Annotated in this window: 16 protein-coding genes; 3 read left to right on the top strand and 13 right to left on the bottom strand. The window is 61.6% G+C overall.

Annotated elements, in window-relative coordinates; genetic code table 11:
* Positions 1-8: 8 nt before the first annotated feature.
* From NKH54_RS22375 to eno, 7 genes are all read right to left on the bottom strand, one after another.
* A complete protein-coding gene (locus tag NKH54_RS22375) occupies positions 9-650 on the bottom strand; it encodes an SGNH/GDSL hydrolase family protein (RefSeq protein WP_023755213.1) in 642 nt (213 codons plus the stop codon).
* Positions 647-1,066, bottom strand: a complete 420-nt coding sequence (locus tag NKH54_RS22370; protein ID WP_027050835.1) for a hypothetical protein — start codon at positions 1,064-1,066, stop codon at positions 647-649. The genes NKH54_RS22375 and NKH54_RS22370 overlap by 4 nt, the downstream gene beginning before the upstream one ends.
* Before the next feature lie 14 nt (positions 1,067-1,080).
* Positions 1,081-2,502: a pyruvate dehydrogenase complex dihydrolipoamide acetyltransferase gene (locus tag NKH54_RS22365; RefSeq protein WP_023668916.1), complete on the bottom strand. Its 1,422-nt coding sequence runs from the start codon at positions 2,500-2,502 to the stop codon at positions 1,081-1,083.
* A gap of 18 nt (positions 2,503-2,520) precedes the next feature.
* Positions 2,521-3,942: a pyruvate dehydrogenase complex E1 component subunit beta gene (locus NKH54_RS22360; protein ID WP_352908909.1), complete on the bottom strand. Its 1,422-nt coding sequence runs from the start codon at positions 3,940-3,942 to the stop codon at positions 2,521-2,523.
* Positions 3,943-3,957: 15 nt separating this feature from the next.
* Positions 3,958-5,004: a pyruvate dehydrogenase (acetyl-transferring) E1 component subunit alpha gene (gene pdhA / locus NKH54_RS22355; RefSeq protein ID WP_023682559.1), complete on the bottom strand. Its 1,047-nt coding sequence runs from the start codon at positions 5,002-5,004 to the stop codon at positions 3,958-3,960.
* Between the two features lie 195 nt (positions 5,005-5,199).
* Positions 5,200-5,523, bottom strand: a complete 324-nt coding sequence (locus tag NKH54_RS22350) for an FtsB family cell division protein (RefSeq protein WP_023688447.1) — start codon at positions 5,521-5,523, stop codon at positions 5,200-5,202.
* A gap of 138 nt (positions 5,524-5,661) precedes the next feature.
* Positions 5,662-6,936 carry a phosphopyruvate hydratase gene (gene eno, locus NKH54_RS22345; protein ID WP_023682561.1) on the bottom strand — a complete coding sequence of 425 codons (1,275 nt, stop codon included), beginning with the start codon at positions 6,934-6,936 and terminating at the stop codon, positions 5,662-5,664.
* A gap of 641 nt (positions 6,937-7,577) precedes the next feature.
* Between eno and NKH54_RS22340 the strand changes: the two genes are divergently transcribed.
* Together NKH54_RS22340 and NKH54_RS22335 are read left to right on the top strand one after the other, a co-directional pair.
* Positions 7,578-8,624, top strand: a complete 1,047-nt coding sequence (locus NKH54_RS22340) for a glycoside hydrolase family 19 protein (protein WP_353028885.1) — start codon at positions 7,578-7,580, stop codon at positions 8,622-8,624.
* A gap of 109 nt (positions 8,625-8,733) precedes the next feature.
* Positions 8,734-8,856 (top strand): hypothetical protein, encoded by a 123-nt coding sequence (locus tag NKH54_RS22335; RefSeq protein WP_023682563.1) that lies wholly within the window; start codon positions 8,734-8,736, stop codon positions 8,854-8,856.
* An 82-nt stretch (positions 8,857-8,938) separates the two neighbouring features.
* Here the strand turns inward: NKH54_RS22335 and NKH54_RS22330 are convergent, their stop codons facing one another.
* The 6 genes from NKH54_RS22330 to NKH54_RS22305 form a co-directional block, all read right to left on the bottom strand.
* On the bottom strand, positions 8,939-9,304 hold the full coding sequence (locus NKH54_RS22330; protein WP_023668909.1) for a PRC-barrel domain-containing protein: 366 nt from the start codon (positions 9,302-9,304) through the stop codon (positions 8,939-8,941).
* A gap of 84 nt (positions 9,305-9,388) precedes the next feature.
* Positions 9,389-9,592: a dodecin family protein gene (locus tag NKH54_RS22325; protein ID WP_023668908.1), complete on the bottom strand. Its 204-nt coding sequence runs from the start codon at positions 9,590-9,592 to the stop codon at positions 9,389-9,391.
* A gap of 96 nt (positions 9,593-9,688) precedes the next feature.
* A complete protein-coding gene (gene kdsA, locus NKH54_RS22320; RefSeq protein WP_353028884.1) occupies positions 9,689-10,567 on the bottom strand; it encodes a 3-deoxy-8-phosphooctulonate synthase in 879 nt (292 codons plus the stop codon).
* Positions 10,564-11,436, bottom strand: coding sequence for a VOC family protein (locus NKH54_RS22315; RefSeq protein WP_353028883.1), 873 nt, complete (start codon positions 11,434-11,436; stop codon positions 10,564-10,566). The genes kdsA and NKH54_RS22315 overlap by 4 nt, the downstream gene beginning before the upstream one ends.
* 55 nt (positions 11,437-11,491) lie before the next feature.
* Positions 11,492-11,782, bottom strand: a complete 291-nt coding sequence (locus NKH54_RS22310; RefSeq protein ID WP_023691273.1) for a Dabb family protein — start codon at positions 11,780-11,782, stop codon at positions 11,492-11,494.
* A 114-nt stretch (positions 11,783-11,896) separates the two neighbouring features.
* Positions 11,897-12,031 (bottom strand): hypothetical protein, encoded by a 135-nt coding sequence (locus NKH54_RS22305; protein ID WP_023688440.1) that lies wholly within the window; start codon positions 12,029-12,031, stop codon positions 11,897-11,899.
* Positions 12,032-12,290: 259 nt separating this feature from the next.
* On the opposite strand from NKH54_RS22305, the gene NKH54_RS22300 reads away from it, so the two are divergent.
* Positions 12,291-13,541: a class I SAM-dependent methyltransferase gene (locus tag NKH54_RS22300; protein ID WP_353028882.1), complete on the top strand. Its 1,251-nt coding sequence runs from the start codon at positions 12,291-12,293 to the stop codon at positions 13,539-13,541.
* Positions 13,542-13,586 lie beyond the last annotated feature (45 nt).

The following is a 13,586-nucleotide window of genomic DNA, read 5'->3' as shown; positions in this document are numbered from 1 at the left end:
ATTTTTCTCTAGAGTTCCAGCATCACGCGCACCAATGGCGCCAGCGCCTGGCCGATATTTCGCGTGTTTTCGGCATCGAGATGGACGCCGTCGATCGGTGTGGTCTCGGCCACCGTGCCGGCATCGAAAAAGCCGCAGCCGGCCTCGTCGGCGAGCGCGGAATATTGCGGCGCCAGCCGCTTCGAGGCCTCGTCGCCGCCGGCAAACATTTCCTTGAATTCGGCATTGTCGGTGCGGCTGACCGCTGGTGGCGCGACGATCAGGATTTGCGGCGCGGCCCAGTCGAACGGATAATCGTGGCCGCGCACGATGTCGATCAGCCGCTGCACCCCCTGCTTGGCCGCGACCGGATTGCCGTGGATCCAGGGCTTCATGTCGTTGGCGCCGAGCATGATGATGATCAGGTCGAGCGGCGCATGGCTGGTCAGGATCGTCGGCAGCACCTTGGCGCCGTTGCGGTCCGCACCGGCCAGATGGTCGTCGAATGCCGTGGTGCGACCGTTCAGCCCTTCGGCGATGACCTCGATATCATCGTCGCCCAGCGCCGCCTTGAGCACGCTCGGCCAGCGATCTTCCAGAGCATGGCGGCCAAGGCTCGCCGCGTCGTAGCCCCAGGTCAGGGAATCGCCATAGCAGAGGATCGTCTTCATGCACCCGCACCCGCCTCCGCCCTAAGCCCGCGCCGCACGCGCCATCCCACGAACAGCCACTGCACGATAACCGTGGCGATGCTTGGCAAAATCAGACCGGCGCCAAAGTGAAGATCGCCTGACCACTGGGCCTTGCCCGGCGGTTGCGAGAAGGTCCAGGCAATCAGCCCGATTCCGGCCAGCACGAACAACGCAATCCCAACAATCCCCGCCAGGTTTATCGCCCTTTGCGGATTTGGCACGAACTGCGCGATGAAAAATGCCACCGTCGCAACGATGGTGACCAGCGCCGAAACCATGAAGACCAGGATGTATTCCGAATTCGCATTGGTGGCGATTGCCAGCCACAGCGCCACCAGCCCGCCGGCCAGGCCGGAAAGGATCAGGGCGAAAAGGCTGGTGACGAATTTCCGCACAGCCTTTTTCCTTCCTAGACTAGCATGCCCATCGGATTTTCGATCATGCGCTTGAAGGCGACCAGAAGTTCGGCGCCGAGCGCACCGTCGACGGCGCGGTGATCGGTCGACAGCGTCACCGACATGATATTGGCGATTTTGATCTCGCCATTCTTGACCACCGGCCGCTGCTCGCCCGCACCCACCGCCAGGATCGTCGCATGCGGCGGGTTGATGACGGCGGCAAAGTCCTTGATGCCGAACATGCCGAGATTGGAGACCGCCGTCGTGCCGCCTTGATATTCCTCCGGCTTCAGCTTGCGGCTGCGGGCACGGCTCGCCAGATCCTTCATCTCGTTGGAGATAGTGGACAGCGTCTTTTCGTCGGCGTGGCGGATGATCGGCGTGATCAGGCCGCCGGGGATTGACACGGCAACGCCGACATCGGCGTGCTTGTGCTTGACCATGGCGCTTTCGGTCCACGATGCATTGGCATCCGGCACCGCCATCAGCGCCATCGCCATCGCCTTGATCACCATGTCGTTGACCGAGAGTTTGTAGACGGGAGCCTCGCCCTTGTCGGTCTTCTTCGTCGGAGCAGCCGCATTGATCTGTGTGCGCAGCGCCAGCAGCGCATCGAGCTCGCAGTCGAGCGTCAGGTAGAAATGCGGGATGGTTGTCTTGGCCTCGACCAGGCGGCGCGCAATGGTCTTGCGCATATTGTCGTGCGGGACGAGCTCATAGGACCCTTCGGCAAACAGCTTCAGCACCTGTTCGTCCGACATCGCCTTGGGTGCCGCAGCCGGAGCCGCAGGTGCCGGAGCGCCGGCAGGTGCGGCTTTCGCGGCCGGTGCAGCCTTGGCGCCACCGCCGGCAATCGCCGCCTCGACATCGGCCTTGACGACACGGCCATGCGGGCCGGTGCCGGTTACGGCGGACACGTCGACTCCGGCATCCTTGGCGATGCGACGAGCCAGCGGCGAAGCGAAGGTGCGCTCGCCTGACGATTGGCTGATCTCCCCCCTTGTGGGGGAGATGGCCGGCAGGCCAGAGGGGGGCGCGACAGACTGAGAGGTCGGCGGGGCAGCGCCCCCCTCTGTCGACTTCGTCGACATCTCCCCCACGGGTGGGGAGATTGACGCCTTATCCTGCTTGGCATCGGCTTTCGCGGGCGCGGCATCGCCACCACCCTTTGCCGCCGCCCCTGCATCCTCGCCTTCGCCGGCGAGAATGGCGATCAGCGCATTGACCTTGACGCCTTCGGTGCCGGCCGGAACGACCAGCTTGGCGACCGTGCCCTCATCGACGGCCTCGACTTCCATCGTCGCCTTGTCGGTCTCGATCTCGGCGATCACGTCGCCCGGCGAAACCTTGTCGCCTTCCTTGACCAGCCACTTGGAAAGATTGCCCTCTTCCATCGTGGGCGACAGCGCCGGCATGGTGATGTTGATTGGCATGATGTCCTCCCGACCGGCTCAGCGATACGTGACGGCTTTGACCGCCTCGATGACCTCGCCGACATTGGGCAAGGCCAGCTTTTCGAGGTTCGCCGCATAAGGCATCGGCACGTCCTTGCCGGCGATGGTGATGACCGGCGCGTCGAGGAAATCGAAGGCGCGCTGCGAAACCTGGTTGGCGATGTGGTCGCCGACCGAACTTTGCGGGAAACCTTCTTCGACCACGATCAAGCGGTTGGTCTTCTTCACCGAGGCAATGACGGTGTCGAGGTCGAGCGGACGGATGGTCCTGAGATCGATGATCTCGGCATCGATGCCCATGCCGCGCAGCTCGGCTTCCGCCTTGATGGCATAGGTCATGCCGATGCCGAACGAGACGATGGTGACGTCCTTGCCCTGCTTGTGAATGCGGGCCTTGCCGATCGGCAGCACGAAATCGTCAAGCTTCGGCACGTCGAAGGACTGGCCGTAGAGGATTTCGTTTTCGAGGAAGATGACCGGGTTCGGATCGCGGATCGCTGCCTTGAGCAGGCCCTTGGCGTCGGCCGCCGTATACGGCATCACCACCTTTAGCCCGGGAATATGGCTGTACCAGGCGGCATAGCACTGCGAATGCTGGGCGCCGACGCGGGCGGCAGCCCCGTTCGGTCCGCGGAACACGATCGGTGCGCCCATCTGGCCGCCCGACATATAGAGCGTCTTGGCGGCGGAGTTGATGATCTGGTCGATCGCCTGCATGGCGAAGTTGAAGGTCATGAATTCGACGATCGGCTTCAGGCCGGCCATCGCCGCACCGACGCCGACGCCGGCAAAGCCGTGCTCGGTGATCGGCGTGTCGACGACGCGGCGCGGCCCGAATTCCTGCAGCAGCCCTTGCGTGATCTTGTAGGCGCCCTGGTATTCCGCGACCTCCTCGCCCATGACGAAGACATCGCCGTCGCGGCGCATTTCCTCGGCCATGGCATCGCGCAAGGCCTCGCGCACCGTGGTCGAGACCATCTCGGTGCCGGCGGGAATATCGGGATCGACCGCAGGTTTGGCCGCCGGAGCGGCGGGAACTGCCTTCGGAGCCTCGCCGGCATCCTGGGGAGCCGCTTTTGAACCTTCCTCGGCTGCATCGGTCCGCTGACCGCCAGCGGAAACGGCATCCTGGGTGGAGCCAGGCTTGCCGCTCTTTTCGACGTCGCCTGCACTTTCGCCGTCCTGCAGCAACACGGCGATCACCGCATTGACCTTGACGCCTTCGGTGCCGGCGGGAACCACGATCTTGCCGATCGTGCCTTCATCGACGGCCTCGACTTCCATCGTCGCCTTGTCGGTTTCGATCTCGGCGATGACATCACCGGCGACGACCTTGTCGCCCTCGTTCTTCAACCACTTGGAAAGATTGCCCTCTTCCATGGTCGGCGAGAGAGCGGGCATGAGAATTTCGATCGGCATGTCCTTGCCCTCCCGTTACAATACGATGTCGGTCCAGAGCTCGGACGGATCCGGCTCTGCGTCGTGCTGGGCAAATTCGGCAGCGTCGGCGACGATGTCGCGGACTTCCTTGTCGATGTTCTTGAGCTCGTCCTCGGTCGCCCACTTCTTGGCCGTCAGCCGCGCCTTGACCTGCTCGATCGGATCATGATCCGAGCGCATCTTCTGCACTTCTTCCTTGGAGCGGTATTTCGCGGGATCCGACATCGAGTGACCGCGATAGCGATAGGTCTGCATCTCGAGGATGATCGGACCGTTGCCGGCACGGCACCATTCGGTCGCCTGATCGCCGGCGGATTTGACCGCACGCACATCCATGCCGTCGACCTGAATGCCGGGAATCTTGAACGAGGCGCCGCGATGCGAAAAATTGGTTTCGGCCGACGAGCGCGACACCGAAGTGCCCATGGCGTAGCGGTTGTTCTCGATGATGTAGATCACCGGCAGCTTCCACAGCGAGGCCATGTTGAAGCTTTCATAGACCTGACCCTGGTTGGCAGCGCCATCGCCGAAATAAGTCAGCGACACATTGTTGTTGTCGCGGTAGCGGTTGGCGAAGGCGAGACCGGTGCCGAGCGAGACCTGCGCGCCGACAATGCCGTGGCCGCCGTAAAAATGCTTCTCCTTGGAGAACATGTGCATGGAGCCGCCCTTGCCCCTCGACAGGCCACCACGGCGTCCGGTCAGCTCTGCCATGACGCCGCGCGGGGAAAGTTCCATCGCCAGCATGTGGCCATGGTCGCGATAGGCGGTGATCATCTGGTCGCCGTTGATCAGCGACATCTTCATGCCGGTGACGACCGCTTCCTGGCCGATATAGAGGTGGCAGAAGCCGCCGATAAAGCCCATGCCGTAGAGCTGGCCGGCCTTTTCCTCGAAGCGGCGGATAAGCAGCATGTGCCGGTAGGCGGCAAGCTCCTCGTCCTTGGTGAAGTCAGCCGGCTTGGGGGCGGAAAGCCCCGTTGATTTGGCGGACGTCGATTTAACGGATTTGGCAGGCGCTTTTTTGGCGGCGGTGGCCATGCATCACTCCCTGTTGGCGTCTCTTTGCGGACACTAAAGCAGACCATGTCTGCTCCGGGGAGGATCAGCTCCTCCCCACCGATTGGAGGGAAGCTAACATGCGAGACCGCGTTTCGCCATGCAGAAAAATGCATGGCTGGCATGCGCCTAAACGCCCAGAATCATTAGAGATAACAGCGATTAACTGAAACTTGGTTATTTCGAATTGGCCGGCAGCATGATGGTGATTTCATCGGGCTGGGACAGATTGAGCGCCCGGCGTGCCTGCTCGTCGAGCATATCCTTTTCAAGCGTACCCTCATGCATCAGCTGGACACGCCGCTCCAGATCGACCCGGCGCGCCTTGATGGCATCGTACTTGGCCTGCAATTCGATGGTCTGCGCTTCGAGCTGATATTTGGAATTGATGCCGAACTCGCCATGATAGGCATGGAAGCCGAAATAGGCCAGGAACGCCACGCAAAGGGACGGGATGATCAGCCGGCCGGTGTTTCTCTGCTTGTGCTGGCGTGTCCACATGGTCGCAATCCTTTGACCGCCATTTGTCGCTCGATTGTGCTTAATGGACGGTTACGGACAGGTGCATTAGCCAGCGGCCGCAACGAAAAAGGGCGGGAAAATCCCGCCCTTCCATCGTTTTCGCCAGTTCGGCAGAATTTAGGCTTTGACCACCGACTTGCCAGCGTAGCGCGCCTGCTTGCCGAGCTCTTCCTCGATGCGGATCAGCTGGTTGTACTTGGCCATGCGATCCGAGCGCGACAGCGAACCGGTCTTGATCTGCCCGCAATTGGTGGCGACGGCGAGGTCGGCGATGGTCGAATCCTCGGTTTCGCCCGAACGGTGCGACATGACGGCTGTGTAGCCTGCCTTGTGCGCGGTCTCGACAGCGTCGAGCGTTTCGGTGAGCGAGCCGATCTGGTTGACCTTGACCAGGATCGAATTGGCGACACCCATGCGGATGCCGTCGCGCAGCCGCGCCGTGTTGGTGACGAAGAGGTCGTCGCCAACCAGCTGCGTCTTGTTGCCGATCAAATCGGTCAGGTACTTCCAACCCTCCCAGTCGTCCTCGGCCAGGCCGTCCTCGATCGAGATGATCGGATAGTCGGCGGCGAGCTTGGCCAGGTACTTGGCCTGCGCCTTGGGATCGCGGGTCTTCTTCTCGCCCTCATAGACGTAATTGCCGTCCTTGAAGAATTCGGTCGCCGCACAGTCGAGACCGAGCGCGATCTCTTCGCCCGGCTTGAAGCCGGCCTTCTCGATCGATTCCATGATGAAATCGAGCGCCACCGGCGCACTCTTCAGATTGGGCGCGAAGCCGCCTTCGTCGCCGACATTGGTGTTGTGGCCGGCATCCTTGAGCTTCTTGCGCAGCGTGTGGAAGATTTCCGAGCCCCAGCGCACGCCTTCGCGCAAAGTCGGCGCGCCGACCGGCAGGATCATGAATTCCTGGAAATCGATCGGATTGTCGGCATGCGCTCCGCCATTGATGATGTTCATCATGGGCACCGGCAGTAAATGCGCCTTGGTGCCGCCGACATAGCGGTAGAGTGGCAGGCCGGCGGCTTCCGCTGCTGCCTTGGCGACCGCCAGCGAAACGCCGAGAATGGCGTTGGCGCCGAGCCGGCTCTTGTTGGGCGTGCCGTCGAGCTCGATCATGGTCTGGTCGATGTGGATCTGGTTTTCGGCTTCCATGCCGCCGATCGCCTCGAACAGCTCGCCATTGACGGCCTCGACCGCCTTGAGCACGCCCTTGCCGAGATAGCGGGCGCCACCGTCGCGCAGTTCGACGGCCTCATGCGCGCCGGTCGACGCGCCGGACGGCACCGCGGCGCGGCCCATCGAGCCGTCTTCGAGAACGACGTCGACCTCGACGGTCGGATTTCCACGGCTGTCCAGGATTTCACGCCCGACAATGTCGATGATGGCGGTCATTGCGATGTCCCCGATTGATCGATTGAAAGCGTCGCGCCCCTCTTAGCCAAAGTGCCGCAAAAGGCAATCAGGAATGGCATGAAATAATAGCGACGATCGCCCCATGCGGCCAGGCCCAGGGGCCATGGGCGACGCCATCTGACGCAAACAACAACCCCTACCTGACCTCATATGTCTACGCCCATGGGGCGGATGCCCCTCCCCCTTTTATCGCGGCAATGCCTTTGTCACGAAATACCAGACGGCACACAAACTCCAGCCGATGCTTCAAAAGAGGCTACCGCCAACGTGACAAACTTCACAATGCAGAGAATTCGAAGATGTTAGGGTCACATCTACAACGCGGACTATTTGACGACGACAGTGAAATCAACAAACTTGAACTCTTTGGGGAGGTGGCAATGGCAGCGATTTCAGGTACTGGCTGGGAACTTCTTATTAGCCGCAGAGTCGAGCATATGAGGGGCACCAGACGCAGGACGGTCGGTACCTATAAAGTCTTCCACAACGGCACGGCAGTAACGGGTCTATCGGGGTTCGTGTGTGAATCTCGCGGCCCTGGCGACAATTCCAAAGAAGACAATGGCAGGCGCATCGAGCCCGGAACCTATCCACTGGCGACACAGGCCGGAGGCAAATATGTGACCATCGGCTACACTGGCGCCAAGACGCCACCCAAACCTGGACTCGAACTGCTGAAGACCAACAAGCGCACCGAAATCCTGATCCATCCGGGCGTCAATTTCCTGTCCAGCGTCGGATGCATCAACCCAACGAAGAAGGTGAGCGGTCCGCTTTCCGACATGGATTTCACGGAGAGCCGGACACGCGTAATCGCCCTCATTGACGATCTGAAAACCTTTGCCGGCGGTGGCTTCCCGAAAAGCAACGGCAAGCGAATTCCCAATGCTTCGGTGGTCGTCGAAGGCGAACCGGTGCTGTCGACCGAGAGTGTCGAGAGCGTGCTCGAAGCGGTTGCGGGCGATCCGAACAAGGGTTTGCCGGCAGCGGTCTTCCAGAAATTCGCGCCGAGACCGGCAAGCGGTTCCAAGCGAACAATCTATGACGGTTACATCGGCGCCTTTACCTCCGACAAGGGCCTCAAGGCACTTGGCGATCATGGCGTGTGCAACAATTATGATCGGCTGATGCATTTCTTCGCTCAAGCGGCGATGGAAACCGGTGGCTTCACCCTCATTCGCGAATCCCTGACCTACACGACCGTGGCGGCAATCCGGAACGCATGGAGGTCGCGAGCCGCGGGCAAGACCGATCAGTGGATCGGGGACAACCTGCTGCGCAAGCCGCAAGCCCTAGGCGACTGGGCCTATGGCGGCCGCATGGGCAATGTGAAAGGAACGTTGGACGGCTTCAATTTCCGCGGCGGCGGCACGTTCCAGACCACCGGGCGCGACGCGTACACGGCCAAGGGCAAGCTCGCCAAGGTTGACCTCGCCAATCATCCTGAACTGATCGAGGATCCGCAGACTTCGCTGCTCGCAGCTTGCGCCGAATGGAAAGGGTCAGGCTGCAATGCCTTTGCCGATGCCGGCCTGATCAAAAAGATCTCGCGCGCGATCAACGTCGGCAACGCCAATTCCGCCACGCAGGCCAATGGCGAAGCGGATCGGATCGCCTGGCACGAAAAGGTTTTCAAGGCGGTGAAGAATGCCGGACTCCTCGGCTGAGCATGCCTCGGATCACGTTCGACAACACCACGTCATCATAATTCAGAGATAACAATCTCTGTGTCGACTAGGATGGTGATGCGCGGGGCGAAACAGGAGGAGTTTCGCCATGTCCGAGTTGAGCGGTATCGTGAGTTTGTTCCTGATCGCGGCGGCGTTCCTGACGTCCTGCGATACGCAGCAGCCGCCCAGGGCGGCGACGCAGCTGTCTACGCTTCATGCAGCAGAATAATTTAGAAACTGTCGGGTTGCACTGAAAAGGCCCCCGTTTCGGAATTCGGGGGCCTTTTCACGTCAGGCGTCAGCGCAGCTGATCAATGCCAATACGGCGTGACCTTGTAGTAATCATAGGAAGCATCACGTGCGGCCTCGCCATCGGCGCCGGCCAGTTCATTGATCGAATAGGCGGGTGCTGCCTTCAGCTGCTCCTTCGAGAACGGCACGACATAGCCGCCCTTGTCCTCGTCATAGTCGAGGCTCGCCCACGGAATGGCGTGATACTTCTCGCCAATGCCGAGAAATCCACCGAACCCGATCACCGCGAACATGATGCCGTTCGACGTCTTGTCGAGCATGATGTCCTCGATGCTGCCGATGCTCGTGCCTTCGGTGTTGTAGACCGACGTGCCGATGACGCGCGAAGCGGCGATGGCTTCGGTGTGGCCTGTCTGGGTGGTCATGGCTGCTGCTCCTCATGTCGTTGATCGATACTTTGACAATGAGGGGCGCGGGCGAAAGTTCCCGTTTTTTCGAGCGGCGGGCGGTTACTCCGCGAGGATGAACGTCACCTTCATGTTGACGCGATAGGCCGCGATCCTGCCGTCCTCGACGACGATCTTCTGGTCCTGGATCCAGGCGCCTTCGACGTTCTTCAGGGTCTTTGAGGCGCGCTCAATCCCCTTCTCGATGGCGTCCTGAAAGCTCTTTTTCGACGACGACGTGATTTCGGTGACGCGGGCGACGGACATGGCTTCCTCCTGCCAAGACGCTCATTTGCAGCAGCGAGCCTACAGCCCGCTTATGCCTTCCACAAGCAGGGCAGCGCGCGCGCCATGCCGAAACCATCAGCCTCGGTTCAGGTCAGCAGCATTCTTGGCGATGCGGTCGAACGCCATCAGTCTTTCGAGCAGCGCCGGCATGTCCTTCAGTGGCAGCATGTTGGGCCCGTCGGAGGAGGTCGAATTGTCGGGATCCTGGTGGGTCTCTATGAACACGCCGGCGACGCCGACGGCAACGGCAGCCCGCGCCAGCGTCTCGACAAAGCGGCGCTCGCCACCGGAGGAACCGCCCTGCCCGCCTGGCTGCTGCACCGAATGGGTGGCGTCGAAAATCACCGGCGCGCCGATCTGGGCCATCACAGGCAAAGCCCGCATGTCCGACACCAGCGTGTTGTAGCCGAAAGACGCGCCGCGCTCGGTGGTCAGCACATTGTGGTTGCCCGAACCGGTGATCTTGGCCACCACGTTCTTCATGTCCCAGGGCGCCAGGAACTGCCCCTTCTTGACGTTGATCACCTTGCCGGTCTTGGCCGCGGCGACCAGCATGTCGGTCTGGCGCGACAGGAAGGCCGGAATCTGCAGCACATCGACATGGGGTGCGACGATCGCGCACTGCTCCTCGGTGTGGACATCGGTCAGAATGGGAAGCGAAAACGCCTTGCGCAACTCGTCGAACACCGGAAGCGCCACGTCCATGCCGGCGCCGCGCGTTGCCGACAGCGAGGTGCGGTTGGCCTTGTCGTAGCTGGTCTTGTAGACGAGGCCGATGCCGAGCTTGCCGGTCAGTTCCTTCAGCGCGCCGGCCATGTCGAAAGCGTGCTGGCGCGATTCGAACTGGCACGGGCCGGCGATCAACGCCAAGGGCCCGCTGTTGTCGAAGACGACGTTGCCGACGGTTACCGACGAATTCGGCGCCAGCGAATTGGGCCCTTGCGGCTTGCTCATGGGGTCTCCCGGAAGATGAAAGCCGCGCCCTGTCCGGATGCCGGCTGCACGACGATTTCGTTGCCCGCTATATCGTGCCCGACGGCGTTGTCTGCAAGCAGCCTCGCGACAGCGCCGACACTGCGGACTGAAAAGACAATCGCGGCGAAGCGAACTCTTGTCGGCGCACCGGCCGGAATGTCGAAGCGCGCGGTGAAAGCCGCAGGATCCAGAACGGTCAGACGCGCATTCGGCAGGTCGAAGACCGCGCTGCTCTGCTGCTCCGAGCCAACCACTGTCGAGATCAGGCTGATCTGTGTGGAAGGCACATCGCTGACCGCAACGATTTCGGCAATGCCGGTCACGCCATTGGCATGAGCCTGCAGCGCCGTACGGTCGATTTGAGGGGCGTTGATCCGCTCGCAAGCGAACAGAAAGGCGTCCATCGTCTCGGCGCCGGCGGCGAAAGCCAGTTTGAACGAGGCCATGTCGCTCTTTCCGGCCGTGTCGGTGAAGGCGCGGGAAAAGCTCAGTACGTCTCCCGCCGACAGGCCGGCTTTGATAAAGCGCGCATGGTCCGCATCGGCATCGTCGGTGGCCAGCACCACGGCGGAAAAGCCCTCATCGCCCAGCCTCGCGCGATAGAGCCGGTCGCGCGCGACAAAGACATTGCCGCCGGCGATCGCACTCGCTGCCAGCTGTTCGTTCCCAACCGCCAGCGGTTCGAGATAGGTGCCGTCGGCAAGGAAGACGCAGCAATTTTCGGTGCCGAAGGGATGAATGCCGGTTGGCGCGACGATGAAGCCAAGCGATGTCAGCCGCGCCCGCGCCACGGCGAGGCTCGCCGTCGGCAGCACCAGATGGTCAAGCGGATGGGTCGTGCTGGTCATGCCGGCGCGGTGTGCATCATTCCCGAAATTGGTTCAAGGCCTCTTGCCGGCCCGATCAGGCCGTCGCCACGATATCGGCCGAATAGCGCAATTCGCGCAAGGGTTTGACCCGGCTGGTCGTCTCGGCATAGAGCGGGTGCGCCTTGTATGCGGCAAGCGCGGCATCATCCTCGAACTCGGCATAGACGACCACGTCGATCGCATCCGACAGCGGATCGACCTTGCTGTTGAGCGTCACCTCGAAGAGGCTTGAATGCGGGATCTTGCCCAGTGTGAGCAAGCCTGTGCGCACGGCCTCGACATCGTCCTTGCGCCGCGCGCTGAAGAAAACGATATGCCGGATCACGCCTGCCTCCACGTTCGATTTGCAGCATGTTTTGTGTGAGCGGGACCGTCGCGTCAACCGCCACGATGTCGCGCCCGGCAATGCCGGCAGGCGACTTTGCAGAGGCGCAAAAAGCTAGGCTTTGCCGGTGACGTAGCGCACGACGCGCGACATCTCCCTGACCGTCGTGTCGAGATAGCGGCCCTGATTGTAGAGGCCGTCCCAGATCAGGAAAAAGGCGATGGCGACGATGACGATGACATAACGCATGGCTGAAACTAACGTATGTGGCTGTTCGTAACCATAGCGATTTCGCCGAGGGCCGCGCTCTCCCGCGGATTCTGGCCTCAGGCCGGCAAGCTGGGCCAGCGCCGCACGAAGCTTGCCTCTTGAAGTTTCGGCCAATGCCATGGAAGATTGTGGCGAAAATTCACGCAGGCTACGGCGTTCGCGCCTGGCGAATGAAAGTGGAGGATGTGGAGGCCGGCAGATCTTGCGCCGCCCCCGCGGAAGTCCAGGGGGGTGTGAGATGGCTGTCAGGGAATACAAAGGCATCGGCGACGCCATCAGGCTGGACGAACTCAATTTCGCCGAGATGGTCAAGGGCCTGCCGGCCAAGGCGCGCATGGTGCTGTCGGCGGCGATGAAATTGCCGCGCGGTTCGCTGAAGGTGAGGATGCCGGATGGCCGGGCGGTTCTTGTCGGCGGCAACGGACCCGGCCCGGATGCCGAACTGGTGTTGAAGAACTGGCGCCTGCCCGGCCGTGCCTTTTCCGGCGGCACCATCGGCGTTGCCGAATCCTACATGGACGGCGACTGGGAAAGCCCTGATGTAACCAGCTTCCTGGAATTGTTCGTCGTCAACTCGGCCGTTGGCGAACGCATTGCCGGCGGCGCCAACTGGCTCATCAACACGGTCCAGCGCATCCGCCACTGGTTCAACGAAAACACCCGCACAGGCTCGAAGCGCAACATCTCGGCGCATTACGATCTCGGCAACGCCTTCTACAAGCAATGGCTCGATCCCAGCATGACCTATTCGTCGGCGCTCTATGCGACCGGCGCCAACGACCTGGAAAGCGCTCAGGCCGCCAAATACCGCGCGCTGGCCAAGGATACGGGTATCGGCAAGAAGGACCATGTGCTCGAGATCGGCTGCGGCTGGGGCGGTTTTGCCGAATTTGCCGCGCGCGAGATCGGCTGCCGCGTCACCGGCCTGACCATCAGCCGCGAACAGCACGATTTCGCCAAGGCGCGCATCCAGAAGGCGGGACTGTCTGACAAGGTCGACATCAAGCTGCAGGATTACCGAGACGAAACGGGCACTTACGACCGCATCGCCTCGATCGAGATGTTCGAGGCGGTCGGCGAAAAATATTGGCCGGTATTTTTCGGCAAGATGAAGGCATGCCTGAGGCCCGGCGGCACCGCCGGCCTGCAGATCATCACCATCAACGAGGCCGCTTACGACACCTATCGGGCGCGGCCGGATTTTATCCAGCGCTATGTCTTTCCAGGCGGCATGCTGCCGACGCCGTCGATCCTGAAGACGCTGGGCAGCGACCATGGCCTTGCCCATCTGCGCGAGCGCGTCTTTCCGGACGACTATGCCCGCACGCTTGCCGAATGGCGCAACCGCTTCTGGGCGTCGTGGGAAAAGATCGTCCCGCTCGGCTTCGACGACCGCTTCAAGAAGCTTTGGGAATTTTATCTCCACTATTGCGAAGCCGGCTTTAGAGCCAGCTACATCGACGTGCGCCAAGTGGTCTACAAAGCCTGATCCGAAGCGTGATTGAGCGGGCGTATGCCCGCTCGTTTTCCCTGT

It is taken from the genome of Mesorhizobium sp. M1004, from assembly GCF_040318795.1.
In the GTDB taxonomy this organism is placed as follows: Bacteria; Pseudomonadota; Alphaproteobacteria; order Rhizobiales; family Rhizobiaceae; genus Mesorhizobium.
Note: the sequence above shows the minus strand (reverse complement) of the source record. Positions and strands in the feature narration are given on the sequence as shown.

Excerpts from the sequence above, each read along its gene's own strand:
- NKH54_RS22375 (WP_023755213.1), bottom strand. The coding sequence starts at position 650 with ATGAAGACGATCCTCTGCTATGGCGATTCCCTGACCTGGGGCTACGAC.
- NKH54_RS22365 (WP_023668916.1), bottom strand. The coding sequence starts at position 2,502 with ATGCCAATCAACATCACCATGCCGGCGCTGTCGCCCACGATGGAAGAG.
- NKH54_RS22360 (WP_352908909.1), bottom strand. The coding sequence starts at position 3,942 with ATGCCGATCGAAATTCTCATGCCCGCTCTCTCGCCGACCATGGAAGAG.
- pdhA (WP_023682559.1), bottom strand. The coding sequence starts at position 5,004 with ATGGCCACCGCCGCCAAAAAAGCGCCTGCCAAATCCGTTAAATCGACG.
- NKH54_RS22350 (WP_023688447.1), bottom strand. The coding sequence starts at position 5,523 with ATGTGGACACGCCAGCACAAGCAGAGAAACACCGGCCGGCTGATCATC.
- eno (WP_023682561.1), bottom strand. The coding sequence starts at position 6,936 with ATGACCGCCATCATCGACATTGTCGGGCGTGAAATCCTGGACAGCCGT.
- NKH54_RS22335 (WP_023682563.1), top strand. The coding sequence starts at position 8,734 with ATGTCCGAGTTGAGCGGTATCGTGAGTTTGTTCCTGATCGCGGCGGCG.
- NKH54_RS22330 (WP_023668909.1), bottom strand. The coding sequence starts at position 9,304 with ATGACCACCCAGACAGGCCACACCGAAGCCATCGCCGCTTCGCGCGTC.
- NKH54_RS22325 (WP_023668908.1), bottom strand. The coding sequence starts at position 9,592 with ATGTCCGTCGCCCGCGTCACCGAAATCACGTCGTCGTCGAAAAAGAGC.
- kdsA (WP_353028884.1), bottom strand. The coding sequence starts at position 10,567 with ATGAGCAAGCCGCAAGGGCCCAATTCGCTGGCGCCGAATTCGTCGGTA.
- NKH54_RS22315 (WP_353028883.1), bottom strand. The coding sequence starts at position 11,436 with ATGACCAGCACGACCCATCCGCTTGACCATCTGGTGCTGCCGACGGCG.
- NKH54_RS22305 (WP_023688440.1), bottom strand. The coding sequence starts at position 12,031 with ATGCGTTATGTCATCGTCATCGTCGCCATCGCCTTTTTCCTGATCTGG.
- NKH54_RS22300 (WP_353028882.1), top strand. The coding sequence starts at position 12,291 with ATGGCTGTCAGGGAATACAAAGGCATCGGCGACGCCATCAGGCTGGAC.